At 70.5% G+C, this 24,983-nt stretch carries 28 protein-coding genes; 20 read left to right on the forward strand and 8 right to left on the reverse strand.

What is annotated here, in order from left to right:
- Nucleotides 1-5 precede the first annotated feature (5 nt).
- A complete protein-coding gene (dapD, locus tag Q5696_RS06540; protein ID WP_305094385.1) occupies nt 6-959 on the reverse strand; it encodes a 2,3,4,5-tetrahydropyridine-2,6-dicarboxylate N-succinyltransferase in 954 nt (317 codons plus the stop codon).
- 36 nt (nt 960-995) lie between these two features.
- On the opposite strand from dapD, the gene dapE reads away from it, so the two are divergent.
- The 10 genes from dapE (at nt 996) to Q5696_RS06590 (ending at nt 9,344) form a co-directional block, all read left to right on the forward strand.
- Entirely contained in the window at nt 996-2,078 is a 1,083-nt protein-coding gene (dapE, locus tag Q5696_RS06545) for a succinyl-diaminopimelate desuccinylase (protein WP_305094386.1), read from the forward strand.
- Between the two features lie 17 nt (nt 2,079-2,095).
- Nucleotides 2,096-2,902 carry an LOG family protein gene (locus Q5696_RS06550; RefSeq protein WP_305094387.1) on the forward strand — a complete coding sequence of 269 codons (807 nt, stop codon included), beginning with the start codon at nt 2,096-2,098 and terminating at the stop codon, nt 2,900-2,902.
- On the forward strand, nt 2,899-3,444 hold the full coding sequence (locus Q5696_RS06555; protein ID WP_370654875.1) for an LOG family protein: 546 nt from the start codon (nt 2,899-2,901) through the stop codon (nt 3,442-3,444). The genes Q5696_RS06550 and Q5696_RS06555 overlap by 4 nt, the downstream gene beginning before the upstream one ends.
- A 92-nt stretch (nt 3,445-3,536) precedes the next feature.
- Nucleotides 3,537-5,309, forward strand: coding sequence for a long-chain-acyl-CoA synthetase (locus tag Q5696_RS06560; protein ID WP_305094389.1), 1,773 nt, complete (start codon nt 3,537-3,539; stop codon nt 5,307-5,309).
- A gap of 29 nt (nt 5,310-5,338) precedes the next feature.
- Entirely contained in the window at nt 5,339-6,238 is a 900-nt protein-coding gene (gene folP, locus Q5696_RS06565; RefSeq protein WP_305094390.1) for a dihydropteroate synthase, read from the forward strand.
- Nucleotides 6,235-7,167 carry a glucosyl-3-phosphoglycerate synthase gene (locus Q5696_RS06570; RefSeq protein ID WP_305094391.1) on the forward strand — a complete coding sequence of 311 codons (933 nt, stop codon included), beginning with the start codon at nt 6,235-6,237 and terminating at the stop codon, nt 7,165-7,167. The genes folP and Q5696_RS06570 overlap by 4 nt, the downstream gene beginning before the upstream one ends.
- 13 nt (nt 7,168-7,180) lie before the next feature.
- Nucleotides 7,181-7,492 carry a DivIVA domain-containing protein gene (locus tag Q5696_RS06575; RefSeq protein WP_305094392.1) on the forward strand — a complete coding sequence of 104 codons (312 nt, stop codon included), beginning with the start codon at nt 7,181-7,183 and terminating at the stop codon, nt 7,490-7,492.
- Nucleotides 7,489-8,049, forward strand: coding sequence for a DNA-3-methyladenine glycosylase I (locus Q5696_RS06580; protein WP_305094393.1), 561 nt, complete (start codon nt 7,489-7,491; stop codon nt 8,047-8,049). The genes Q5696_RS06575 and Q5696_RS06580 overlap by 4 nt, the downstream gene beginning before the upstream one ends.
- Before the next feature lie 161 nt (nt 8,050-8,210).
- Nucleotides 8,211-8,378 carry a DUF3117 domain-containing protein gene (locus Q5696_RS06585; protein WP_003885506.1) on the forward strand — a complete coding sequence of 56 codons (168 nt, stop codon included), beginning with the start codon at nt 8,211-8,213 and terminating at the stop codon, nt 8,376-8,378.
- A 93-nt stretch (nt 8,379-8,471) separates the two neighbouring features.
- The gene (locus Q5696_RS06590; RefSeq protein ID WP_305094394.1) at nt 8,472-9,344 is read left to right on the forward strand and encodes a methyltransferase domain-containing protein; all 873 of its coding nucleotides are present in this window, start codon (nt 8,472-8,474) and stop codon (nt 9,342-9,344) included.
- On the opposite strand, the gene glgA is transcribed toward Q5696_RS06590, so the two are convergent.
- Complete coding sequence (glgA, locus tag Q5696_RS06595) at nt 9,331-10,497, reverse strand: glycogen synthase (protein ID WP_305094395.1); 1,167 nt, start codon at nt 10,495-10,497, stop codon at nt 9,331-9,333. The genes Q5696_RS06590 and glgA overlap by 14 nt on opposite strands.
- A gap of 98 nt (nt 10,498-10,595) precedes the next feature.
- On the opposite strand from glgA, the gene glgC reads away from it, so the two are divergent.
- On the forward strand, nt 10,596-11,810 hold the full coding sequence (gene glgC / locus Q5696_RS06600; RefSeq protein ID WP_305094396.1) for a glucose-1-phosphate adenylyltransferase: 1,215 nt from the start codon (nt 10,596-10,598) through the stop codon (nt 11,808-11,810).
- A 19-nt stretch (nt 11,811-11,829) separates the two neighbouring features.
- Here glgC and Q5696_RS06605 read toward each other — a convergent pair whose 3' ends face one another.
- Entirely contained in the window at nt 11,830-12,402 is a 573-nt protein-coding gene (locus Q5696_RS06605) for an O-methyltransferase (RefSeq protein ID WP_305095164.1), read from the reverse strand.
- 353 nt (nt 12,403-12,755) lie between these two features.
- On the opposite strand from Q5696_RS06605, the gene sigE reads away from it, so the two are divergent.
- From sigE to tatB, 4 genes are all read left to right on the forward strand, one after another.
- On the forward strand, nt 12,756-13,373 hold the full coding sequence (gene sigE, locus Q5696_RS06610) for an RNA polymerase sigma factor SigE (RefSeq protein ID WP_305094397.1): 618 nt from the start codon (nt 12,756-12,758) through the stop codon (nt 13,371-13,373).
- A gap of 14 nt (nt 13,374-13,387) precedes the next feature.
- Complete coding sequence (locus Q5696_RS06615; protein ID WP_305094398.1) at nt 13,388-13,747, forward strand: zf-HC2 domain-containing protein; 360 nt, start codon at nt 13,388-13,390, stop codon at nt 13,745-13,747.
- Nucleotides 13,748-13,769: 22 nt separating this feature from the next.
- On the forward strand, nt 13,770-15,230 hold the full coding sequence (locus Q5696_RS06620) for a S1C family serine protease (RefSeq protein WP_305094399.1): 1,461 nt from the start codon (nt 13,770-13,772) through the stop codon (nt 15,228-15,230).
- Between the two features lie 83 nt (nt 15,231-15,313).
- Nucleotides 15,314-15,715, forward strand: coding sequence for a Sec-independent protein translocase protein TatB (gene tatB, locus Q5696_RS06625; protein WP_305094400.1), 402 nt, complete (start codon nt 15,314-15,316; stop codon nt 15,713-15,715).
- A 31-nt stretch (nt 15,716-15,746) separates the two neighbouring features.
- On the opposite strand, the gene Q5696_RS06630 is transcribed toward tatB, so the two are convergent.
- The 4 genes from Q5696_RS06630 to Q5696_RS06645 all read right to left on the reverse strand — a co-directional run bounded on the left by Q5696_RS06630 (nt 15,747) and on the right by Q5696_RS06645 (nt 19,932).
- A complete protein-coding gene (locus Q5696_RS06630; protein WP_305094401.1) occupies nt 15,747-16,883 on the reverse strand; it encodes an Mrp/NBP35 family ATP-binding protein in 1,137 nt (378 codons plus the stop codon).
- Between the two features lie 38 nt (nt 16,884-16,921).
- Nucleotides 16,922-18,058 carry a lytic transglycosylase domain-containing protein gene (locus tag Q5696_RS06635; RefSeq protein ID WP_305094402.1) on the reverse strand — a complete coding sequence of 379 codons (1,137 nt, stop codon included), beginning with the start codon at nt 18,056-18,058 and terminating at the stop codon, nt 16,922-16,924.
- A gap of 94 nt (nt 18,059-18,152) precedes the next feature.
- The gene (locus Q5696_RS06640) at nt 18,153-18,665 is read right to left on the reverse strand and encodes a DUF1003 domain-containing protein (protein WP_305094403.1); all 513 of its coding nucleotides are present in this window, start codon (nt 18,663-18,665) and stop codon (nt 18,153-18,155) included.
- The gene (locus Q5696_RS06645; protein ID WP_305094404.1) at nt 18,658-19,932 is read right to left on the reverse strand and encodes a magnesium transporter MgtE N-terminal domain-containing protein; all 1,275 of its coding nucleotides are present in this window, start codon (nt 19,930-19,932) and stop codon (nt 18,658-18,660) included. The genes Q5696_RS06640 and Q5696_RS06645 overlap by 8 nt, the downstream gene beginning before the upstream one ends.
- A 56-nt stretch (nt 19,933-19,988) precedes the next feature.
- Between Q5696_RS06645 and Q5696_RS06650 the strand changes: the two genes are divergently transcribed.
- Nucleotides 19,989-20,951 (forward strand): HpcH/HpaI aldolase/citrate lyase family protein, encoded by a 963-nt coding sequence (locus Q5696_RS06650; protein WP_305094405.1) that lies wholly within the window; start codon nt 19,989-19,991, stop codon nt 20,949-20,951.
- A 94-nt stretch (nt 20,952-21,045) separates the two neighbouring features.
- The gene (locus tag Q5696_RS06655; protein WP_305094406.1) at nt 21,046-21,531 is read left to right on the forward strand and encodes a general stress protein; all 486 of its coding nucleotides are present in this window, start codon (nt 21,046-21,048) and stop codon (nt 21,529-21,531) included.
- Here Q5696_RS06655 and Q5696_RS06660 read toward each other — a convergent pair.
- Nucleotides 21,462-22,985, reverse strand: coding sequence for an MFS transporter (locus Q5696_RS06660; protein ID WP_305094407.1), 1,524 nt, complete (start codon nt 22,983-22,985; stop codon nt 21,462-21,464). The two genes, Q5696_RS06655 and Q5696_RS06660, sit on opposite strands and share 70 nt — an antisense overlap.
- A gap of 124 nt (nt 22,986-23,109) precedes the next feature.
- Here Q5696_RS06660 and Q5696_RS06665 point away from each other — a divergent pair, with 124 nt between their 5' ends.
- The 3 genes from Q5696_RS06665 to Q5696_RS06675 are packed head-to-tail and all read left to right on the forward strand — an operon-like array spanning nt 23,110 to nt 24,912.
- Nucleotides 23,110-23,694, forward strand: coding sequence for a suppressor of fused domain protein (locus Q5696_RS06665; RefSeq protein WP_305094408.1), 585 nt, complete (start codon nt 23,110-23,112; stop codon nt 23,692-23,694).
- 49 nt (nt 23,695-23,743) lie between these two features.
- Nucleotides 23,744-24,592 carry a PHP domain-containing protein gene (locus Q5696_RS06670; protein WP_305094409.1) on the forward strand — a complete coding sequence of 283 codons (849 nt, stop codon included), beginning with the start codon at nt 23,744-23,746 and terminating at the stop codon, nt 24,590-24,592.
- Nucleotides 24,589-24,912 carry a hypothetical protein gene (locus Q5696_RS06675; RefSeq protein WP_305094410.1) on the forward strand — a complete coding sequence of 108 codons (324 nt, stop codon included), beginning with the start codon at nt 24,589-24,591 and terminating at the stop codon, nt 24,910-24,912. The genes Q5696_RS06670 and Q5696_RS06675 overlap by 4 nt, the downstream gene beginning before the upstream one ends.
- Nucleotides 24,913-24,983 lie beyond the last annotated feature (71 nt).

A 24,983-nucleotide genomic window follows, 5' to 3' on the forward strand; every position in this document is an offset into this window, starting at 1 on the left:
GCTCACTAGTCGTTGGCGTGCAGTGCCGCGTTCAGCTCCACACCGGTGCCCTTGTGGGGGACCACCTCGACGGTGCCCGACACCGAGTTGCGGCGGAAGAGGATGTTCGACTGCCCGGTCAGGTCGGCGGCCTTGACGACGGTGCCGTCCGGGCCGGTGACCTTGGTGCCGGCGGTCACGTACAGGCCGGCCTCGACCACGCAGTCGTTGCCGAGCGAGATACCCAGACCGGCGTTGGCGCCGAGCAGGCAGCGTTCGCCGACCGAGATGACCTGCTTGCCGCCGCCCGACAGGGTGCCCATGATCGAGGCGCCGCCACCGACGTCGGAGCCGTCACCGACGACGACGCCCGCCGAGATTCGGCCCTCGACCATCGAGTTGCCGAGCGTGCCGGCGTTGAAGTTCACGAAGCCCTCGTGCATGACGGTGGTGCCGCTCGCGAGGTGGGCGCCCAGACGGACCCGTCCGGCGTCGGCGATGCGGACACCCGACGGCACGACGTAGTCGACCATGCGCGGGAACTTGTCGACACCGAACACGGTGACCGGGCCGCGGATCCGTAGGCGCGAGCGCACCAGTTCGAAGCCGTCCACCGCGCACGGGCCGAAGTTGGTCCACACCACGTTCGCCAGCAGCCCGAACAGTCCGTCGAGGTTGACGCCGTGCGGGGCGACCAGGCGGTGGGACAGCAGGTGCAGGCGCAGGTACGCGTCGTGCGCGTCGACCGGGGGAGCCGACAGATCGGTGATCGTCGTGCGGACGACCACCTGGTCGACCTCGCGGGCCTCGTCCTTGCCGGCGAGCAGCGCCAGGTCGGACGGGATGTCGGTGCCTTCGAGTGCGACGGTCCCGTTGTCCTGGTACTCACCCAGTTCGGGGGCCGGGTACCAGGTGTCGAGAACCGTGCCCGACGCGGTCACGTTGGCGACGCCTACTGCAGTTGCTCCCTGTGCACTCACGGGGATCCAGGGTACGCGACGGCCTACGCTGGACCGGTGAGCCTCCTCGATCTGCACGCCGACCCCATCGATCTCACTGCCGCTCTGGTGGACATTCCCAGCGTGTCCCGGGACGAGAACGTCATCGCCGACGCCGTCGAGGCGGCGCTGCGGGAACAGACGTCCGGTTTCGAGGTGGTCCGCAGCGGCAACGCCGTCCTCGCCCGCACGAACCGGGGGCTGCCGAGCCGGGTGATGCTCGCCGGGCACCTCGACACCGTGCCGATCGCCGACAACGTGCCGTCCCGCCGCACCGTCGACGAGCGCGGGGACCTGCTGCACGGGTGCGGCACCGTCGACATGAAGTCCGGTGACGCCGTGTTCCTGCACCTGGCGGCCACCGTCTCCGATCTCGCGCACGATCTGACGCTCGTCTTCTACGACTGCGAGGAGATCGCGGCGCAGTACAACGGGCTCGGCCGTATCGAACGCGAGCTACCGGACTGGCTGCGGGCCGACGTCGCGATCCTCGGGGAGCCGACGGCCGGGTTCATCGAGGCCGGCTGCCAGGGCACGCTGCGGGTGCGGTTGACGGCGTCCGGGACGCGCGCCCACTCGGCTCGCTCCTGGCTCGGCGACAACGCGATCCACAAGTTCGCGCCGGTGCTCGAGCGGCTCGCGGCGTACGAGGCGCGGTCGATCGACATCGACGGCTGTGTCTACCGCGAGGGCCTGTCCGCGGTCCGGATCGCCGGCGGCGTCGCCGGCAACGTCGTCCCCGATGTCGCGGACATGGACGTCAACTTCCGTTTCGCGCCCGACCGCAGTGTCGAGCAGGCGACCGGGCACGTGCACGGCGTGTTCGACGGACTGGGCCTCGGTTTCGAGGTCACCGATGCCTCGCCGGGCGCGCTGCCGGGGCTGTCGCATCCTGCGGCCGCCGCGTTGATCGAGGCGGCCGGGGGGCAGTACCGCGCCAAGTACGGCTGGACCGACGTCTCCCGGTTCTCGGCGCTCGGCATCCCGGCCGTCAACTACGGTCCCGGCGATCCGAACCTCGCGCACAAGCGCGACGAGCACGTTCCGGTGGGGCAGATCACCGACGTCACGGCGGTGCTGCGCGGCTACCTGTCCGCGTGAGCACATAACCTGGCCGCATGGCACCAGAGAAGAAGGCCGGAGCGGCCCGGCACGGGCACGCCTCGGTTCGGCACCGCGGCCCGGTGATGCTGCGGCGCGACCGCAAGGAAGAGTTCACCAACGCCGATCGCAGGCTGCTCGATCAGCGTGGTCCCACCGATTGGGTCCACACCGACCCGTGGCGGGTGCTGCGCATCCAGAGCGAATTCGTCGAGGGCTTCGGCGCGCTCGCGGAGGTGCCGCGGGCGGTCACCGTGTTCGGTTCGGCGCGCACCGGCGAGGGGACCACGGAGTATGCGCAGTCCCGGGAACTCGGTGCGGCGCTCGTCGCGGCCGGGTACGCCGTCATCACCGGGGGCGGACCGGGCGTCATGGAGGCCGCGAACCGCGGCGCCAGTGAGAGCGGCGGCTACTCGATCGGCCTCGGTATCGAGCTGCCGTTCGAGCAGGGCCTCAACGACTGGGTCGATCTCGGCGTCAACTTCCGCTACTTCTTCGCCCGTAAGACGATGTTCGTCAAGTACTCGCAGGCGTTCATCTGCATGCCCGGCGGTTTCGGCACTCTCGACGAACTGTTCGAGGCCCTGACCCTGGTGCAGACCCGCAAGATCACCCGGTTCCCGATCGTGCTCATGGGCACCGAGTTCTGGTCGGGTCTCGTGGACTGGCTGCGGGCCTCTCTCGAACGGACCGGGAAGATCTCGCCCGGCGACATCGACCTCATCCACCTCACGGACAGTGTCGAGGAGGCGGTGCGCATCGTCGTCGACGCCCAACAGGGTGCGGACGCCGCGGCACTGCTCGGCGACGAGGACGAGTGGTGAGCGGCGACAAGTTCGCGGTCTGCGTGTACTGCGCGTCCGGACCGGTCGACGACCGCTACCTGGCCCTGGCGGCCGAGGTGGGGACGGAGATCGGGCGTCGCGGCTGGCAACTGGTGTCCGGCGGTGGCAACGTCTCGATGATGGGGGCGGTCGCGACCGCGGCCCGGGAAGCCGGGGCGTGGACCGTCGGCGTCATACCGAAAGCGTTGGTGCACAAGGAGGTCGCCGATGTCGACGCCGACGAGCTGATCGTCACCGACACGATGCGTGAACGCAAGCGGATCATGGACGAGCGGGCCGACGCCTTCGTCACGCTGCCCGGGGGGATCGGCACGCTCGAGGAGCTGTTCGAGACGTGGACGGCCGGATATCTCGGCATACACGACAAGCCCGTCGTGCTGCTCGATCCCGTGGACCACTTCCGGGGGCTGCTGGACTGGCTCGAGGGCCTGAAGCCGGGCGGTTTCGTGGCGCAGCGGGCGCTCGACGGTCTGGTCGTCACGAGTGATGTCGAGTCGGCGATGGATGCCTGTACCAGGTGAAACCGGTTCCTGTCGAGGGGTTCCGGGGCCGGGGCGCAAAGGTTACTGTGAAGTAAGGTAACGCCCCCGTCCCCGCCTCGAGAAGGATGCCGATGAGTTCCGACGCCGCTTCGACGATCGACCTCGCCCAGTTGGTGCGACAACTTCCGTCGATGGCGACCGAACTCCCGACGCTCGCCCGCGGTGCACTGGGACTGACCCGGCGGCCCACCGACCGGGTGTCGATCGGACGGGTGTTCCAGGACCTGGCGCGGCGACAGCCGAACCGTCCGTTCCTGCGGTTCGAGGGCACGTCCCGCACCTACGGGCAGGCCAACGAGACCGTCAACCGGTACGCGGACGTCCTCGCCCGCCACGGGGTCCGCCGCGGTGACGTCGTCGGTGTCCTGATGAAGAACCGCCCCGAGACGCTGCTGGTCGCGCTCGCGGCCGTCAAGCTCGGCGCGGTCTCCGGGATGCTCAACCACAACCAGCGCGGCGACGTGCTCGCGCACAGTCTCGCGCTGCTGGACAGTCGTGTCCTCGTGGTGGGGGACGAGTGCACCGAGGCCGTCGAGTCGCTCCCGGGAGAGCCGGTCGCGGAGACCGTGCTGTCCGACCGTGACCTCGACCGGGAGGCGGAAACGGCGGACCCGGCGAATCCCGCTGTATGCGAGCAGATCCTGGCCTCGGAGCGCGCGTTCTACATCTTCACCTCGGGAACCACCGGTCTGCCGAAGGCCAGCCTGATGAGCCACTACCGGTGGCTCAAGAGCATGTCGGGGATCGGCGCGATGGGAGTCCGCCTGCGCCGCAACGACGTTCTGTACTGCGCACTGCCGCTCTACCACAACAACGCACTCACGGTGTCGCTGTCGTCGGTGCTGTCGTCGGGTGCCACGCTCGCGATCGGGAGCCGGTTCTCGGCCTCGAAGTTCTGGGACGACGCGCGCGCCGAGGGCGCTACCGCATTCGTGTACATCGGCGAGGTGTGCCGGTACCTGCTCAACCAGCCGCCGCGACCCACCGACCGTGACAACGACATTCGCCTGATCGTCGGCAACGGGCTGCGCCCCGAGATCTGGACCGAGTTCACGCAGCGGTTCGGTGTCGACCGGGTCGCCGAGTTCTACGGTGCCAGCGAATGCAACATCGCGTTCGTCAACGCTCTCGGCGTCGAACGGACCGCAGGACTGTGCCCGCTGCCGTTCGCCGTCGTCGACTTCGATCCCGAGACCGGGAGGGCCCGCCGCCACGACGACGGCCGGCTGCGCAAGGTCCGGGCCGGGCAGGTGGGGCTGCTGCTGTCGAAGGTCACCGCCCGATCCCCGTTCGACGGCTACACCGACGCCGACGCCGGTGAACGCAAACTGGTCCGGGACGGCTTCCGGGACGGCGACTGCTGGTTCGACACCGGCGACCTGGTGCGCCGGCAGGGATACTTCCACGTCGCGTTCGTCGACCGCCTCGGCGACACGTTCCGCTGGAAGGGGGAGAACGTCGCCACCACCGAGGTCGAGGGGGCACTGACCGCGCATCCCGCGATCGCCGAGGCCGTCGTGTACGGCGTCGCCGTCGACGGAACCGACGGCAAGGCCGGAATGGCTGCCGTGACCCTGCAGCCCGGGTACGACTTCGACGGTGCGCGCCTCGCGGCGGACCTGTTCGACCGGCTCCCCGTGTACGCGGTCCCGCTGTTCGTCCGCGTCGTCGAATCGCTCGAGGCGACGTCGACGTTCAAGAGCCGCAAGGTGGAACTGCGCGACGAGGGCTACGCGCCGACCGTGGACCGACTGTACGTTCTCGCCGGTCGCACCGACGGCTACGTGCCGGCCTACGACGGGTACGTTCGCGCGGTCGCGGAGGGCACCGCGCCCGGGGCATAGTGCGATCGGTGTCGTGCGAGTATGGGGACATGGCACCCCGCCCCACCCTCGCGGCCCCCGGCCGTGTCCTGCCCACCCTGTGCGGCAGGCCGGTCGCGACCGATCGTGCACTCGTCATGGCGATCGTCAACCGCACCCCCGACTCGTTCTACGACCGCGGTGCCACGTTCTCCGACGCGGCCGCGATGGCGGCGGTCGACCGGGCCGTCGCCGAGGGCGCGGACCTCGTCGACGTCGGCGGTGTCAAGGCGGGACCCGGTGCGCTCGTCGACGCCGACGAGGAGACCCGCCGGGTGGTGCCGTTCGTGGAGGCCATCCGGGCCCGCCACCCCGAGGTGATCATCAGTGTCGACACGTGGCGCAGCGAGGTCGCCCAGCTCGCGTGCGGCGCGGGCGCCGACCTGATCAACGACACGTGGGCCGGGGCCGACCCGCACCTGGTCGAGGTGGCCGCCGAACTCGGCGCCGGCATCGTCTGCTCGCACACCGGGGGAGCCGTCCCCCGGACCCGGCCGCACCGGGTCCGCTACACCGACGTCGTCGCGGACGTCGTCGACGAGGTGGTCGGGGCCGCCGAGCGCGCGTCGGAGCTGGGAGTGAAGCCGGACGCGATCCTGATCGACCCCACCCACGACTTCGGGAAGAACACCTTCCACGGGCTCGAACTGCTGCGCCGTGTCGGGGAACTCGTCGACACCGGATGGCCGGTGCTGATGGCGCTGAGCAACAAGGACTTCGTCGGGGAGACGCTCGGGGTGGACCTCACCGCCCGGCTCGAGGGCACCCTCGCCGCGACCGCACTGGCCGCCGCCGGCGGTGCCCGGGTGTTCCGCGTCCACGAGGTCGCGTCCACCCGCCGGGTGGTGGACATGGTCGCCGCGATCCAGGGATCCCGCCCGCCCGCCCGTACCGTCCGGGGGCTGGCATGAGCATCGTCGGCACGACCGGCACGTGGGCCGACACCAACAGCTGGGACCATCCGCACTGGTCCGTCGCCGACCTCGAGCGGGCCAAGGCCGGCCGCACCGTGTCGGTGGTGCTGCCGGCGCTGAACGAGGAGCGGACCGTCGCCGGTGTCGTCGACAGCATCCACCCGCTGCTCGGTGGGCTGGTCGACGAGCTGATCGTCCTCGACTCCGGATCGTGCGACGGCACCGCCGTCCGGGCGCGGGCCGCGGGAGCCACCGTCGTCAGCCGTGAGGACGCCGTGCCGGGACTGCCACCCGTGCCGGGCAAGGGTGAGGTGCTGTGGCGCTCGATCGCCGCGAGCACCGGCGACGTGATCGCGTTCGTCGACTCCGACCTCGTCGATCCCGATCCCGCGTTCGTCCCGAAACTGCTGGGGCCGTTGCTCACCGGCGACGGTATCCACCTCGTCAAGGGGTACTACCGGCGGCCGCTGCGCTCCGGCGGAGCCGAGGACGCCAACGGCGGCGGCCGGGTCACCGAACTGGTGGCACGCCCCATGCTCGCGGCGCTGCGGCCCGAACTGACATGCGTGCTGCAGCCGTTGGGCGGCGAGTACGCGGGCACCCGGGAACTGCTGTCGGCGGTACCGTTCGCGCCCGGCTACGGCGTCGAGATCGGCCTGCTCCTCGACACGTACGACCGCCTCGGGCTCGGTGCGATCGGACAGGTCAACCTGGGGGTGCGCAAGCATCGCAACCGGCCGCTGTCCGAACTCGGGGTGATGAGCCGGCAGATCATCGGCACCATGCTGCGCCGGTGCGGTGTCGCCGACGACGGCAGCGGGCTCACCCAGTTCGTCGCCGACGGCCAGTCGTTCCTGCCGGTGCACACCGATGTCTCCCTCGCCGACCGGCCGCCGATGAACACCGTGCGTGTCGGTGGTTCGTGACAGGATCGCCCCCATGCTGACGCTCCTGCTGTACCTGCTGATCATGGCGGCGGTCGGCGCCCTGCTCTTCTTCGTCGTGAGCGCCGTGTTCGGCCGGTCCGAGGACCTGCCGCCGCTGCCGTCGGGCACCACCGCGACGGCGCTCCCGGCCGACGGGGTCACCGGCACCGATGTGCAGGCGCTGCGCTTCCAGCAGACGCTGCGCGGCTACAAGACCAGCGAGGTGGACTGGGCCCTCGAACGTCTCGGCCGTGAAATCGACTCGCTGCGGGCGCAATTGGCGGAGCGGAACGACGAACGGGAACCGGGGGTGGAGGAGCGGTGACGGATCGGTGCCCCTGGGCGGTCGACACCGACGGCACCCGGGTCTACCGCGACTACCACGACTTCGAATGGGGGCGGCCGCTGCACGGGCGTGACGCGCTGTTCGAGCGACTGTGCCTCGAGGCGTTCCAGTCCGGGCTGTCGTGGATCACGATCCTGCGCAAGCGGGAGGCGTTCCGGAGGGCGTTCGCGGGCTTCGACCCGGAGATCGTCGCCGAGTTCGGTGACGACGACGTCGCCCGGCTGCTCGCGGACTCCGGGATCGTCCGCAATCGTGCGAAGATCGCGGCCGCCGTCACCAATGCGCGGGCCGTCCTGGACCTCGACGGCACCGACCTCGACACCCTGCTGTGGTCGTTCGCCCCGCCGCGGCGCGCGCGACGCTTCACCCGAGTCGAGGAGGTTCCCGCGATCACCGCCGAATCGACGGCGATGGCCGCCGAATTGAAGCGTCGCGGTTTCCGTTTCGTGGGCCCTACCACGGCGTATGCCCTCATGCAGGCCACCGGAATGGTCGACGATCATCTGGCGTCGTGCGGGGTCGAACCGGCCCTTTAGCACTGACCGGTTCGGGCGATTTTCACGCCTCGCTACCCGGCAACCCGCTCGATAGGGAAGAATGGAGTACCGAGCCTCGCCGAGTGCCGGCGGGGCCGCCAGGTAAGCCAGGTGATCCGACGCGCTCGTGAAAGCCGGCGCAGATGTGGAGGGAGCAGAGGATGGCGGCCATGAAGCCCCGGACCGGGGACGGTCCCCTCGAAGCAACCAAAGAGGGACGAGGAATCGTCATGCGGGTTCCGCTCGAGGGCGGTGGACGTCTGGTCGTCGAACTCACACCGGACGAAGCTGCGGCGCTGGGGGACGAACTCAAGGCTGTCACCAGCTGATCACCGTCTGAGACGTGCACGGCCGGGTCGAACGACCCGGCCGTCGTCTTCGGATCGATCGGAACCATCTCGTCGAAAGGGCCCGGCAGAACGGTGCTTGCCGATGTGTGTGCGCTGCTCGCGTGCCCCCAGTGCGGTGACGGACTCGACCTCGACTCCGGCGCGGACGGTACCGCCCGCACACTGGTGTGCGGGCGCGGCCACAGCTTCGACGTCGCCCGCCAGGGCTACGTGACCCTGCTGACGGGGGCCGCCACGAAATTCACCGGCGACAGCCCGGACATGATCGCCGCCCGCGTCGCGTTCCTCGACTCCGGGCACTTCGCGCCGCTCATGGATGCGGTCGCCGACGCCGTCACCGGCACCACCGACCGGGACGACCGGCCACGGATCCTCGAGATCGGGGCCGGCACCGGCCACTATCTCGCCCGTGTCCTCGACGCGTCCCCGTCCGCACACGGTATCGGACTGGACGTGTCCAAGCCCGCGGCCCGACGCCTGGCCCGCGCCCACCCGCGGGGTGCCGCCGTCGTCGCCGACGTGTGGCGACAACTCCCGGTCCGAGACCGGGCCCTCACCCACGTGCTGTCGGTGTTCGCGCCGCGCAACGCCGCCGAGATCGACCGCGTGCTCGCCGAGCGGGGCACTCTCGTCGTCCTCACCCCGACCGAACGTCACCTCGCCGAACTCGTGGATCTGCTCGGCATGGTCCGGGTCGACGACCGCAAGGTCGAGCGGCTCGGGGACACCGTGTCCGGACGCTTCGACCGTATCGGCCGGACACCCGTCGAGGTCCGGATGTCGCTGTCGCACCGGGACATCGAGAACCTCGTCGGCATGGGGCCGTCGGCGCGGCACCTGACGCCCGAGCGTCGTGCCGAGACGATCGCGACACTGCCGGAGCCGTTCACGGTGACCGCGTCCGTCGTCGTATCGACCTACCGGCGCACCACTACCGGAGGCTGAGCACCTCCGCGTACACCGCGAGCGTCTGCTCCGCGATCCGCGCCCACGAGAACTCGGCCGTCGCCCGCGCCCGCCCGGCCTGACCCATCGCGGCCGCCCGTCCGGGATCGGTGGCGACGTCGTTCACGGCCGCCGCGAACGCCCGCTCGAACGCGGCAGGTTCGTACGGGTTGTAGTGGACGAGGCGTCCGGTGACCCCGTCGCACACCACCTCGGGGATACCGCCGACATCGGAGGCGACGACCGCGGTCTCGCACGCCATCGCCTCGAGGTTGACGATGCCCAGCGGCTCGTACACCGACGGGCACACGAACACGGTTGCTGCGGAGACGATCCCGCGGAGCTGTTCGACGGGCAGCATGTCGTGGATCCACACCACGCCGGTGCGGTGGGCCGACAGCGCGGCGACGTCGGCGGCGATCTCGTCCGCGAGAGCGGGGGTGTCCGCCGCGCCGGCGCACAGCACCAGCTGGATCGACGGATCGAAGTAGCGGGCCGCCGCCACGAGATGGCCGAGGCCCTTCTGTCGGGCGATCCGGCCGACGAACACCACGATCGGCCGGTCCGGGTCGATACCGTGCCGGGCGAGCACGGACCGGCCGGCGGCCGCGTCGGGGTACCAGACGTCGGTGTCGATCCCGTTGTGCACCACGTGAACCCGATCGGGGTCGATCGCCGGATACGCCGCCAGCACGTCGGTGCGCATACCGGAACTGACCGCGACGACGGCGTCGGCGTGCTCGAACGCGTTGCGTTCGGACCACGACGAGATCCGGTATCCGGGGCCGAGCTGCTCGGCCTTCCACGGCCGCCGCGGTTCGAGGGAGTGTGCGGTCACGACGTGCGGAACGTCGTGCAGTTGCGCCGCCAGATGCCCGGCGAGACCGGTGTACCAGGTGTGCGAGTGCACGAGGTCGGCGCTGCGGGCGGCGTGTGCCATCCGCAGCTGCGCGGACAGGGTCTGCAGCACCGGGTCCGCGTCGACGAGCGCGGGGTCGGGGGTGTGCACCGCGGCGGTGTCGCGGGGGACGCCGAGACAGTGCACGTCGACGGTGCACAGGCCGCGCAGGTGCGCGACGAGTTCGGTGACGTGGACGCCTGCGCCCCCGTAGATCTCGGGGGGATATTCCTTCGTCATCATCGCCACGCGCACCGGCTGAACGTATCCGGCGGAACCCGCTGTCGGCCACCTGCGGGGCCCGTTCCCTGCAACGGTGGCGGCAGTCGGTGCCCGCCCGATAGGTTGACGGTGTGAGGAGTCAGCCCCATGTGCTCGGGATCGTGCTCGCCGGCGGCGAGGGTAAGCGCCTCTATCCGCTGACCGCCGACCGGGCCAAGCCCGCTGTCCCGTTCGGGGGCGCCTACCGGCTGATCGACTTCGTCCTCAGCAATCTCGTCAACGCCGGCTATCTGCGGATCTGTGTGCTGACCCAGTACAAGTCGCATTCACTGGACCGGCACATCTCGCAGACGTGGCGACTGTCCGGGTTCGCGGGGGAGTACATCACCCCGGTCCCGGCGCAGCAGCGTCTCGGTCCGCGCTGGTACACCGGCAGCGCCGACGCGATCTTCCAGTCGCTCAACCTGGTGTACGACGAGGACCCCGAGTACATCGTCGTGTTCGGCGCCGACCACGTGTACCGCATGGATCCCGAGCAGATGGTCCAGCACCACATCGACTCCGGTGCCGGGGTGACCGTCGCCGGGATCCGGGTGCCGCGCAGCGAGGCGTACGCGTTCGGCTGCATCGACAGCGACGAGTCCGGTCGGATCACCCAGTTCCTGGAGAAGCCCGCCCACCCGCCGGGCACCCCGGACGATCCGAACGTCACGTTCGCGTCGATGGGCAACTACGTGTTCACCACCAAGGTGCTCGTCGACGCGATCCGCGCCGACTCCGAGAACTCCGACTCCGACCACGACATGGGCGGCGACATCATCCCCGCACTCGTCGACGCGGGTCTCGCGTCCGTCTACGACTTCAAGAACAACGTCGTGCCCGGGGCGACGGACCGGGACCGCGGCTACTGGCGGGACGTCGGCACGATCGACGCGTTCTACGACGCCCACATGGATCTGGTGTCGGTGCACCCGGTGTTCAACCTCTACAACCGGCGCTGGCCCATCCGCGGCGGCGCCGAGAACCTCGCGCCCGCCAAGTTCGTCAAGGGCGGTCTCGCGCAGGAATCGGTGGTCGGGGCGGGTTCGATCCTGTCCGCGGCGACCGTCCGCAACTCGGTCCTCAGCTCCAACGTCATGGTCGAGGACGGCGCCACCGTCGAGGGCAGCGTCCTGATGCCCGGCGTCCGGGTCGGCAAGGGTGCCGTCGTACGCCGCGCGATCCTCGACAAGAACGTCGTCGTCGGCGACGGTGAGATCATTGGTGTCGACCTCGAACGCGACCGCCAACGGTTCGCCGTCAGCAACGGCGGTGTCGTGACGATCGGCAAGGGCGTCTGGATCTAGCCGTCGCGTGAAGCCCGGGTCACAGCCGGGCCGCGCACAGCAGCCCGTCGCCCACCGGGAACAGCATCCGGGTCAGCCGTTCGTCGTCGGCGATCGCGCGGCTGGCCTCGCGGACCGCGACGGTGACGGCATCCCGCTGACCGGGGTCGGCGACCCGGCCTCCGAGCAGCGCGTTGTGCAGCACGATCACCCCGCCGGGCCGCAACAGCCGCACCCCCTCGCGCACGAAGTGCGGCAGATCCTCCGGGGCGTTGTCCACGAACACCAGGTCGTACGCCGAATCGGCGAGCCGCGGCAGGACGTCCAGGGCGCGGCCGTTGATCAGCCGGGTCCTCGACGGTGCGACACCCGCGTACCGGAACGCCTGCTTCGCCGCGTGCTGGTGCTCGGGTTCACTGTCGATCGTGGTGAGCACACCGTCCTCACGCATACCGCGCAGCAGCCACAGCCCGCTGACGCCGGCACCCGCACCGACCTCGACGACCGTCTTCGCGTCGAGCATCTTGCCGAACAGGGCGAGTGCAGCCCCGACGGGAGGCGGTACCGGAACAGCGCCGAGTTCGACGGCGCGGTCGCGCGCGGTGGCCAGCATCTCGTCCTCGAGGATCAGGCCCTCGGTGTGGGTGAGAATCCGTTCGGCGTTCGTGTACACGGGGTAAAGGCTAGCCGGGCCCGGGCCCGCAGTCGTCACGGCTCGCTCGGGTGCCTGCCCGGACGACGAACCCCGCGAAATTCTCAGGGGCACCTCAGGTTGCTCATAGTGCCCACATAGCGGCGCACGACAGGGTGAGTACAACGCCGGACGAGAAGACCGCACGGCGGGAGGATCACCGCGACGAGCGGGCCGGGCACGTCCGGGAACAAATCCGTGTTCCCGGGAGTTGAACGCCACAGCCCGTACGTCACGGGATCCGCGGTCCCGAGTAGGAGGATCCACCCATCCATATGATCGACGCCGAACGCACCACCTCGATGACCGGCGACGCGCCCGCACCGACGGGCACGGCCGCGTTCGACGCGACAGGAGACCAGGCTGCGATGCCGTCCTGGGACGAACTCGTCCGGGAACACGGCGACCGCGTCTACCGGCTCGCCTACCGGCTGTCCGGCAACGCCCAGGACGCCGAGGATCTGACCCAGGACACCTTCATCCGCGTGTTCCGCTCGTTGCAGAACTACCAGCCCGGCACCTTCGAGGGCTGGCTGCACCGCATCACCACCAACCTGTTCCTGGACATGGTGCGCCGCCGCAACCGGATCCGGATGGAAGCGCTGCCCGAGGACTACGACCGGGTGCCGTCGGATTCGCCGAATCCCGAGCAGATCTACCACGACGCCCGCCTGGCTCCGGACCTGCAGTCCGCGCTCGACGCGCTGGCCCCGGAGTTCCGTGCCGCCGTCGTCCTGTGTGACATCGAAGGCCTGTCGTACGAGGAGATCGGTGCGACACTGGGGGTCAAACTGGGCACCGTGCGCAGCCGGATCCATCGTGGGCGGCAGGCGCTGCGCGAGCATCTCGCGGCCAGTGGCAAGGTGGAGTCCGGACAGATCGGCGTGGAGTAGGGATGGAGGCTTCGATGACGCAGGCGCGTGGACCTCGCCGGTTCGGGTCGACCGAGCACCTGGCGAGCGAAGCGATCGCCGCGTACGTCGACGGCGAACTGCGCATGAACGCGTACCTGCGGGCCGCCCAGCACCTGTCGGTGTGCCCCGAGTGCGCGATGGAGGTCGACGCGCAGCAGCAGGCCCGCATCGCGCTGCGCCGCGCCGCGTCCGACGTGTCGATGCCGAGTTCCCTGTTCGGTGTCCTGAGCCAGATTCCGCGCTGCCACCAGAGCGATCCGGACCCGGCCCCACCGCGGCCCGCACCCGGCATCATCTCGCTCGATCCGCACGGCGACGCCGCCCGCCGGTGGCCGTTCCGCCGTCGCCGCTGAGATTTCGGCGATACTGGCACGCGTGAACGACGTACCCGAGCGCAGCCGGCTCGCCCCCCGACCGATCTACCGGCCGGACGTCGATGCCGCCGCCGAGCAGGTGTTCGGCCGTCCCGACGACGTCGACGGCTCGTTCGGTCCGCGCACCGCGCCACCGGACCACCGGCCCGTTCACGTCGGCCCACCGGACGCGGTGCTCGCCGAGGCGTTCGGCCGGCCGGACGGCGCAGGCGAATCGCTCCAACGTGGCCCCGAATCCGTCGCCGCCCCGGAGAACCCGTCCCCGGCCGACCCGTGGCGGGACCCCGCCGCCCCGGTGCACCTGGGTGCGCCCGCACAGGCCGCCCCGGCGTCGGCGCCCCTGCCGGACGCGCCGAAGCTGACCGTCCGGGACGTCCTGCTCGGGGAACGGATCGAACGCAAGGCTCTTGCGGTCCTCGCGGCCCTCGCCCTCGGGATCGGCCTCGTCGGCGGATTCGTCGCCGTCGCGGCCACCTCGGATCGCGGCGCCCTCACCAGCGGCCGCGTCACCCTGTCCCAGTCCGGGTCCGACGAGGTTCCCGCGAGTCGGATCGCCGAGGTAGCGGACGCGGTCCTGCCGTCGGTGGTGTCGATCCAGGTGTCCCGCGGGGACCAGTCCGGAACCGGGTCGGGGGTCGTCGTCGACGGCGCCGGATACATCGTCACCAACAACCACGTGATCTCCATGGCCGCGGCCGAGCCGGGTGCGGCCGGGTCTGCCGGGGACGCGGCCATCCGGGTGACCTTCTCCGACGGCACGAAGGTGCCCGCCCAGATCGTCGGCCGCGACACCAAGACCGATCTCGCGGTCCTGAAGACCGACGCCGCGAACCTCACCGTCGCCCGACTCGGGGAATCCGACGACGTCCAGGTCGGGCAGGACGTCGTCGCCGTCGGTTCGCCGCTGGGCCTGAGCAAGACCGTCACCCGGGGCATCGTCAGCGCCCTCGACCGGCCCGTCCGGCTCACCGGGGAGGGCACCGACACCGACGCCGTCATCGACGCCGTGCAGACCGACGCCGCGATCAACCCCGGCAACTCCGGGGGGCCGCTGATCGACATGGACGGCCGTGTCATCGGCATCAACTCCGCGATCCGCTCGCAGAGCGGCGGCTCGGTGGGCCTCGGATTCGCGATCCCCATCGACGACGTCACCACGGTCGTGCAGGAACTGATCCGCACCGGCGTGGTGCATCATCCGGAGATCGGGGTCAACGCCCGCACCGTCGTCAACGACGCGACGAGCGGCGCCGAGGTCGCCAACGTGCAGGCCGGCAGTCCCGCCGAGCAGGCGGGGATCGTCGAGGGGGACGTGATCGTCAAGGTCGGCGACCGCACTGTCGGCAGCTCCGACGAACTGGTCGTCGCCGTCCACGAGCAGGCCGTCGGTCAGGAGGTTCCCGTCCAGTTGATCCGGTCGGGGCGGACCGTGGACCTCCGGGTCACTCCGACATCGGACTGACCTCGGGTGCACGACATGTGATGCCCGAGTGAATTTCGGGGATCGCACGAGATTTTCCCGCCGCGACCACGTACCCTGAAGCGGTGTTTGGCAACATCGGCTGGGGCGAGTTCATGGTGCTCCTCGTGGCAGCGCTCGTGATCCTCGGACCGGAACGGCTCCCCGGGGCCGTCAGCTGGGTCACCAAGACGATGCGTCAGGTCCGCGACTACGCGAGCGGCGCGAGCCAGCAACTCAAGGACGAACTCGGCCCCGAGTTCGACGACCTGCGCAAGCCGCTGGCCGACCTCAACGAACTGCGCGGCATGTCGCCCCGCGCCGTCATCACCAAGCACCTGCTCGACGGCGACGATTCGATCCTCACCGGCAACTTCGACGGCAAGCCCGCCGTGAACGGCAGCACCCCGGCCGAGAAACCGCTGATGCCGGAGTCGAAGCCCCTCGCTGCGGGCGAGCGCCCGCCGGTCGACCCCGACGCCACCTAGGACGCCCGGCCGACCGGCGAGGCCACCGAACTCAGAGATGCCGGACGGTGTCGATCCCGAGGGACATACCGGCCAGGCCCCGCGACCGGACGGACAGCTTGTCGGCGATCTCCCGCAACGCGGTGCCGGCAGGGGAGTCGGGCGCACCCAACACGATGGGGGTACCGGCGTCACCGCCCTCCCGGACCGCCTGCTCGAGCGGAATCTGCCCCAGCAGCGGCACCGTCGCACCCACCGCACGTGTGAGCCGGTCGGCGACGGCCTGCCCGCCACCGGAACCGAACACCTCCATCCGGGTGCCGTCCGGCAGCTCCATCCACGACATGTTCTCCACGACACCGGCGATGCGCTGACGGGTCTGCAGCGCGATCGCGCCCGCCCGCTCGGCCACCTCGGCAGCAGCCTGCTGCGGTGTCGTCACCACCAGGATCTCGGCGCCCGGGATGAGCTGCGCCACCGAGATCGCGACGTCGCCGGTGCCGGGAGGAAGATCGAGCAGCAGCACGTCCAGATCGCCCCAGAACACGTCCGCGAGGAACTGCTGCAGCGCCCGGTGCAACATCGGGCCACGCCACACGACGGGGGTGTTGCCCTGAGTGAACTGGGCGATCGAGATGAGCTTCACGTCGTGCGAGACGGGCGGCATGATCATTCGCTCGACCTGGGTGGGCTTGGCGTCGGTGCCGAGCATCCGCGGCACCGAATGGCCGTAGATGTCGGCGTCGAGGACACCCACCGACAGGCCCTTCGCGGCCATCGCCGCCGCGAGATTGACGGTGACACTGGACTTGCCGACGCCACCCTTGCCGGACGCCACCGCGTACACCCGGGTGAGCGAGCCGGGCTGGGCGAACGGGATCACCGGCTCGGTGGAATCACCGCGCAGCGAGCGGCGCAGCTCGGTGCGCTGCTCGTCGTTCATCACGTCGAGCTCGACGCGCACCGTGCCGGCGCCCTCGACGTCGGCGACCGCCGCGGTCACCCGCTGTGTGATCTCGGTGCGCAGCGGACAGCCCGCCGTCGTCAGGTAGATGCCGACGTCGACGCTGCCGTCGTCGCCGATCTCGATGCTCTTGACCATCCCGAGTTCCGTGATGGGTTTACGAATTTCGGGGTCCTGCACCTTCGCTAGCGCGGTGCGGACGGCGGTCTCGGTCAGGGCTGCCATGCCCACCATGGTATGCGCAGGCTCGTCGGAGCCTGCTGTCACGGTGCCGTGGGAGCCGGTGCCGGCGGGCAGAACACCAGGCACGGAAGCTCCGGCAGGCCCGGGATCTCGGGCAGCCGGAGTTGCGGCATCGGGGCCGGCGCGGGAACGGCTTCCGGGGCCGGCGCGGGAACGGCTTCCGGGGCCGGCGCGGGAACGGCTTCCGGGGCCGAGGGCAGGGAGGACTGCGCGGGGGTCTCGCTGGGCAGGGGTGCCGCGACGTCCATCTCGGAGTCCGACGACCGCTGCGGCGGCGCGGGAACCACGGGCACGGCCGGGGCCGCGGTGCCGCCGCTGCGGTAGGCCACCGACCAGGCCAGGACGTTGCCCATGTACGTGGTGGAGTTGTTGTAGCGCAGCACCGCTCGCGCCTCCTGCGACGGATCGCGCAGGTCCAGCCCGCCCGAGCACAGGTACCGGGCCGCCGCGAGCGTCGCGTCGAACACGTTGTTCGGGTTCGCGACGCCGTCGCCGTTGCCGTCGGACGCGTACCGCGCCCACGTGCTCGGAATGAACTGCATCGGCCCGACCGCCCGGTCGTGGGTGGCATCGCCGTCGAGCAGCCCACCGTCGGTGTCGGTGATGATCTCGTTGCCGGCGAGGTGGCCGTTGAGGACAGGGCCGAGGATCGGGGTGACCGTGGTGCCGGCGGCGTCGGTCTGGCCGCCACCGGCGTGATTCGACTCGATCTTTCCGATGCCGGCCAGCAGGTGCCACGGCAGACCACAGCTCGGCTGAGTGCTCGCCATCGTCAGCTCGGCGGCCCGGTAGGCGTTCAGGACGATCTCCGGGATGCCGAGCGGGCCGACCACGACCGGCACCGGGACGCTGCGCGGTGCCGAGGGGACGACGTCCGGTGCGACGGCGGGGGCCACGGACGGGATCTGGTCGGCGGTCCGCAGCTGCCGTTCGGGCCGGGGCGCGGACGGGACGATGCCCACCGTGGGAATCATCGCGGCCTGTCCCTCGGGCGGTGCGGTGGTGGGGCCGGGATCCGTGACGTGGGCCGTGTTCCGGGCCACCGGTTCCGGGGCCGACGCACCGGGGGTGTCGAAGACGCCGCCCGCCGATGCCGCGGCGGTCACGACTCCGGCGAGGACGAGAGCGGACACACCGACGACTCCACGGGCACGCACGCTAGAACCCCCTCCTTGCAGGACACCTGCATCCACACTCACGCACCACGTTCCGGATGCTCCGACGGGAACATCTCGAACGCTGTGACACACGTTACATATCGGTGACCCGTCGTGCGGGGGAACGGTTCTCCTCGTCCCGCTCGACGAGCAACTGCCGGATGTCGTCGAGTTCGCGGCGCAGGTAGTCGCGGGTCGCGACCTCGCCGACCGCGAGGCGCAGCGCCGCGAGCTCACGGGCCAGGAACTCGGTGTCCGCCTTCGTCTGGGCCGCCCGCGCCCGATCCTCCTCGAGCGACACCCGGTCCCGGTTCTCCTGCCGGTTCTGCGCCAACAGGATCAGCGGCGCCGCATAGGCGGCCTGGGTGGAGAACGCCAGGTTCAGCAGGATGAAGGGGTACGGATCCCACTGCAGCCGCACCGCGAAGATGTTGAGTGCGATCCACAGGATCACGATGACGGTCTGGATCATCAGGTAGCGCCCGGTCCCGAGGAACCGGGCGATGGATTCGCTGACCCGGCCGACGGCCTCGACGTCGATGTGCAGCCGCAGACCGCGGGTGCCGCGGGGAGTGTCGAGCCGCTGGCGGCCGCTGAGTTCACTCATCGCCGGCCTCTTCCTCGCGCCAGTCGGTGGGCAGCAGATGGTCGAGGACGTCGTCGACGGTGACGGCGCCCAGCAGGTGGTGCTCGTCGTCGACGACCGGCGCGCACACCAGGTTGTAGGTGGCGAAGTAGCGGGTCACCGTCGCGAGCGGATCTTCGGGGTCGAGCAGCGGCAGGTCGTCGTCGAGGACACCGCCGACGAGGGAGGCCGGTGGTTCCCGCAGCAGCCGTTGCAGGTGCACACAGCCCAGGTAGCGGCCGGTCGGTGTCGCGGTCGGCGGCCGGACCACGAACACCATGCTCGCGAGTGCCGGCGTCAGGTCGGCGTTGCGGGCCCGGGCGAGGGCCTCGGCGACCGTGGTCGACGGGGTGAGCACGACCGGCTCCGGCGTCATCAGGCCGCCCGCGGTGTCGGGGGAGTGCTCGAGCAGCCGCCGCACCGGCTCGGAGTCCTCCGGATCCATCAGCTGCAGCAGCGATTCCGCATCCGTCTCGGGCAGTCCGCCGAGCACGTCGGCGGCGTCGTCGGGGTCCATCGCCTCGAGCACCTCGGCGGCGCGCTGCACCTCGAGATGTAACAGCAGGTCGGTCTGGTCGTCGGAGGGAAGCTCCTGCACGACGTCGGCGAGGCGTTCGTCGTCGAGTGCGAGGGCCACCTCGTGCCGGCGTTTCTCCGGCAGCTCGCGCATCGCGTGCGCAACGTCCGCCGGCCGCATGCCGTCGAACTGCATCAGCAGCTGCGAGACACCCTGGCCGGGCATCGCGAGCGCGGTCGGGGTCAAGCCGTGGACGTGCGGCCAGTCGACGACGTGGATGGCCGACCGGCGGCCCAGCCGGCCGCGGTGGGCCCGGACCGCGACCCGGGAGACCAGCCAGTCGCGGGTGCGGGTCTGTTCGATACCGAGGTCGACGATCACGACGTCGGTGCCGATCGTCTCGACGACGTCCGGGTCGTCGATCCGGACGTGCGAGTCGAGGACCTGTGCGAGGGCGAGGATCTCGGTGGGGCGCTGGTCGAACCGGCGCAGGCTCACGTTGCCGGTCTTGAGGGTCACCGAGCCCGGCTCGATCGCGGTGACCCGCAGTATCGGGACGAAAATGCGTTTACGCGTGAACATTTCGATGACCAGGCCGAGGACGCGTGGAGGCTGGCGCCCCACCCGGATGGTGAGCACCACGTCCCGTACCCGGCCGATCGATTCGCCGTCCGGTCCGAGGACCACCAGGCCGGCGAGCCTGGCTGCGAATACCTTGCTCACAGCTGCCATGATGAAAAGGCTAATTCCTCGTCCCGTGATGCACTGAACTCGGAGGGCAGCCCACCATGACCACTCCTTTCCGGCCGCGTCGTTCGGTCCTGGCGGTGCCCGGGTCGAGCCGCAAGATGATCGACAAGGCGAAAGGTCTTCCCGCCGACTCGATCTTCCTCGATCTCGAGGACGCCGTCGCGCCGATCGCGAAGGCGGAGGCCCGCGGCCGGATCGTGGACGCGCTGAACGAGGACGGCTGGGGCGGCCAGATCAAGGTGGTGCGCGTCAACGACTGGACCACCGAGTGGACCCACGCGGACGTCGCGACCGTCGTCGGGGGTGCGGGTGCGAACCTCGACGCGATCCTGCTGCCGAAGGTGCCCGACGCGAGCCACGTGCAGGCGCTGGATCTGCTGCTGACCCAGATCGAGAAGGCGAACGGGCTCGAGGTGGGGCGGATCGGGATCGAACCGCAGATCGAGAACGCGGTGGGCCTGCGGAACATCGACGCGATCGCGTCGGCGAGCCCGCGCGTGCAGACCCTGGTGTTCGGTCCGGCGGACTTCATGGCGAGCATCAACATGCGCACGCTCGTCGTGGGCGAGCAGCCCGAGGGATACGACCGCGGCGACGCCTACCACCACATCCTCATGACGATCCTGCTGGCGGCCCGCACCCACGGACTGCAGGCGATCGACGGCCCGTACCTGCAGATCCGGGACGTCGACGCGTTCCGGCGGTCGGCGCAGCGCACCGCCGCGCTCGGGTTCGACGGCAAATGGGTGCTCCATCCCACCCAGATCGACGCCGCCAACGAGGTGTTCAGCCCGCGGCAGGAGGACTACGACCAGGCCGAGCTGATCCTCGACGCCTACGAGTTCCACACCTCGGAGGCCGGTGGCGGCCGCGGTGCGGTGATGCTGGGCGACGAGATGATCGACGAGGCGAGCCGCAAGATGGCGCTCGTGATCTCGGCGAAGGGCCGTGCCGCCGGCATGACGCGGACGTCGAGTTTCACGCCGCCCGCGAACGGGTAGGCGTCTCGGCGGCGGTGCGGGCACAATTGAACGAGGAACCGAATATCGGTAGAACCGGACATATGTCGCGCCGTTGAGCAGGAGAGACCAGACGATGACGAATCCACTCTCACAGCAGGGCCGCGCGCGGGGGTTGCCGACGCCGCCCACGGGCTGGCCCATCGGCTCGTACCCGACATACGCCGAGGCGCAGCGCGCGGTCGACTACCTGTCCGACCAGGAGTTTCCGGTCGAGAACGTGACGATCGTCGGAGTTGACCTCATGCAGGTCGAACGTGTCCTGGGCCGGCTCACCTGGCCCAAAGTCATTGGCGGCGGCATTGTTTCGGGTGCCTGGCTCGGCGTGTTCTTCGGCCTGTTGCTCGGCATCTTCACCGGCAACGTGCTCGGACCGCTGGCCGTCGGCATCGTCGGTGGCATCGTGTTCGGACTGATCTCCACGACCATCCCGTACGCGACGACGAGGGGCACCCGCGACTTCTCGTCGACCATGCAGCTCGTGGCCGGACGCTACGACGTGCTGTGCGACCCCAAGACCGCGGAATCGGCGCGGGACATGCTGGCGCGGCTCGCGCTCTGAGGTCGGCCGTCGATCTCGGGACCGTGCCGCCGGGCGGTGCCCACGAACACGCACACCGTCGCGACCACCGCGCACACCGCCCCGAACCCGAACGCGGCGGTGTACACCCACACCCCGGCGGGGGCGGGACCACCGGCCGTCGGTGACGTCCCGGACGCCCGGCTCGCCACGGACGCCGCGAGCATCGTGGCGAGCAGGGCGCTGGCCACCGAACTGCCGACCGTCCGCGCGATCGAGTTGACACTGTTCGCGACACCCGTCAGATCCGGGCCCACCTCCGCGACGAGGAGCGCCGGCATCACCGCGTAGCCGAGGTTCGTGAACGCCGACGTCACCATCGACGCGGCGATCACCTGCCACGTGGTGTCGTGCACGAACATCAGGGTGCAGAAGCCGACGACCCCGAGGACGCCCGCGCCGCTCATGACGGCCCGCGCCCCGAACCGGTGGATGAGGACGCCACTGCACATCGACACCACGACCCCGACCGAGGCGCCCGGCAGGATGTAGAGCAGACCGGTGTGCATCGGGGTCGCGTCGAAGCCGTAGCCGGCGGCGGCGCGGTCCGTCTGGACGAAGTACGTGACCGCGGTGATGTTGACGAACATTCCGGCGCCGATGAACACCCCGGCCGCGTGCGTGCAGACGACCGGCCGGTGGGTGAGCATCGACGACGGCACCAGCGGCTGGTCGACACGCCGTTCGAACACGAACCATCCGGCCAGCACGACGACCCCGGCCGCCGCGGACCCGAGCGTCGCCGGTGAGAACCATCCCCAGCCGCCTCCTTCCGAGAGCGGCAGCAGGATCAACACGAGTCCCGCCCCGAGGAGGACGGCACCGGTCCAGTCGACGCGACCCCGAACCGGATTCGCCCGCGCCGGCACGGCCACCACCACACCGGCGATCGCGACGACGGTGAGCCCGGTCGCGAGCCAGAACGCCCGTCGGTAGTCGGCGTCCGGGGGCACGACGAGACCGATCAGGACCATGCCGACCGCGCCACCGAATCCGAGTGTCCCCGACAGCAGTCCCATCGCCGACGTCAACCGGGCCGCCGGCAGTTCCGCCCGCAGGATCGCCAGGCACACCGGGAACGCGGCGAACGACACCCCCTGCAGGACCCGGGCGACGACGAGCAGCGGCAGCGACTCGGTGAGCGCCGCGAGGAGGGAACCGGCGAGCACGATCGACAGGACCGCGAGCAGCACGCTGCGCTTGCGGCGCAGATCCGCCGTCCGCCCGGCCACCGGCGTCGCCACGGCCGCGGAGAGGAACCCGGCCGTCAACGTCCATCCGACGGCGGTGGCGTCGGCGTCCAGTTGGCGGCCGATGATCGACGTCAACGGCAGCACCACCGTCTGCTGCGTGGACACCACCAGGATGACGAAGCACAGGACGCCGGTCAGCAGCGGGACGGACGGTGTCGCGGTCGGTATCGGACGCAGAGGCACGGGAACTCCAGAGATTCGGTGGATCCTGGCTACCGCGGCGCTCGTGGGCCTACCAAACCGTGTCCCTGTGGGCGGGAGGAACCGCCCGGCCGGAGACGTGGCCGTCCTGGTGTTGGATGGACGGGTGACCGATGTTGCCGCTGCCGTACGTACCCACCTCGACCGGCACCTGCCCGGCCCCGAACCGACCTCTGCGTCGGTGACGTTCCTCGGTGTCGAACCGATCGACGTCCTGCTGTATCCCGGCGACGGTGAATCACCCGTCCGCTACGTCACCGTCGGCTGCTCGAGGCATCCGATGGGGGACCCGAGCGACATGCTCGCCGACCCCACCCACGGCCCGCGCGCCGAACTGGTCCTGGCCCTGTCCGGCGGTGCCGGGGTGGCGTCCGGTGTGCACCGCACCCTCGCGGTACTGGCCGCCGCGCCATCGGTGGAGGGCATCGTGCTGCGCCCCGACGCGCTGATCGATCTGGGGGAGCCGTTGTGGAAGGGTTCCCCGTTCACCGCGGTCCTCCTCGGGGAGAGCGACGTCCCCGACCTGACCCTCCCGGCCCCGCTCGACCCGGTGCAGTTCCTCGAGGCGGTGCCGCTGACCGGCACCGAGGCCGCCTGGGTGCGGGTGCGTGGCGCCGCTGCGCTGCGTGACGCGTGGGACGAGGCCGGTATCGACGTCCGTGATCCCGCCCGCGGCGCGGCCAGTCTGTAGCTGCCGCGGCGCGGCGACGCCGTCACGGCGGACCTGACACACTGGCGTCGTGCGTATCGACCTCCACACCCACTCGACCGCATCCGACGGTACGGACACCCCCGCCGGGCTCGTGTCCGCGGCGGCCGACGCCGGCATCGACGTCCTCGCGATCACCGACCACGACACCACCGCCGGGTGGGCGGAGGCGGCCGCGGCCCTGCCATCGGGGATGCGGCTCGTTCGGGGCATGGAGATGTCGTGCGAGGGCCGCGGCGACGACGGCCGCCCGGTCGCGGTGCACCTGCTCGCGTACCTGTTCGATCCGGCGGCCCACGAGTTCGCCGTCGAGCGGGAACGACTGCGCGACGAACGGGTCGCGCGGCTGCGGGCGATGGCCGGAAAGATGGAGGCGGACGGCCTGCCGATCGACGCCGACGCCGTCATGGCCGACGCCGGCCTCTCGGTCGGCCGCCCCCACCTGGCCCGCGCGCTGGTGCGGGCCGGGATCGTCGACAGTGTCGGTGAGGCGTTCACACACCTGCTGTCGACCCGCAGCCCCTACTACGTCGACAAGGCGGACACCCCGCTCGAGCGGGCCGTCGACCTGGTCGCCGCGGCCGGCGGGGTCACCGTGATCGCGCACGCCCGGGCCCGTAGCCGGGGCCGTCTGCTCGACCTCGACCACATCCGGGAACTCGCCGAACGCGGCCTCGGCGGTCTCGAGATCGACCACCCCGACCACAGTCCCGACGATGCGGCGACACTGCGTTCCCTCACCCGGGAACTCGGCCTGATCGGCACCGGCTCGTCCGACTACCACGGCGCCAACAAGACGATCGAACTCGGGCGGCACACCACCGACCCCGACGCGTTCGACGCCCTCGTCGAGCGCGCGACCGGGGTACCGGTGCTGTGACCTACGACGGATACGGGCGTACGCGCCGTGTGGACGCCTGGCCGGTGCGGGTGCTGCGCGGCCTGTCGGGGGTGGCCGCGGGCGGCGTCGTCGTGCTCACCGCCGTCGTCGCGGGTGTCGCCTGGCTCGCGTCGGACCGCGATTTCCCCGGTCCCGGATCCACGTCGCTCGCCGCGCACGTGACCGCGGCCGTCGTCGTGGTCGTGTTGCAGGTGTTCGCCGACCGGCGGCGCGGGGCGGCCCCCATGGTCACGATGCTGTCCTCCGCTGCGGTCCTCGCGGTTACCGGGCTGTTGCTGTGGACCCAGTGGTGGACGTGACCTGACACACGTACTCACAGGTCGGCGCGTGTTTCGGTGAGATGCCGACCGCCCGGGCGGATTTGATCGAC

It is taken from the genome of Prescottella sp. R16, from assembly GCF_030656875.1.
In the GTDB taxonomy this organism is placed as follows: Bacteria; Actinomycetota; Actinomycetes; order Mycobacteriales; family Mycobacteriaceae; genus Prescottella.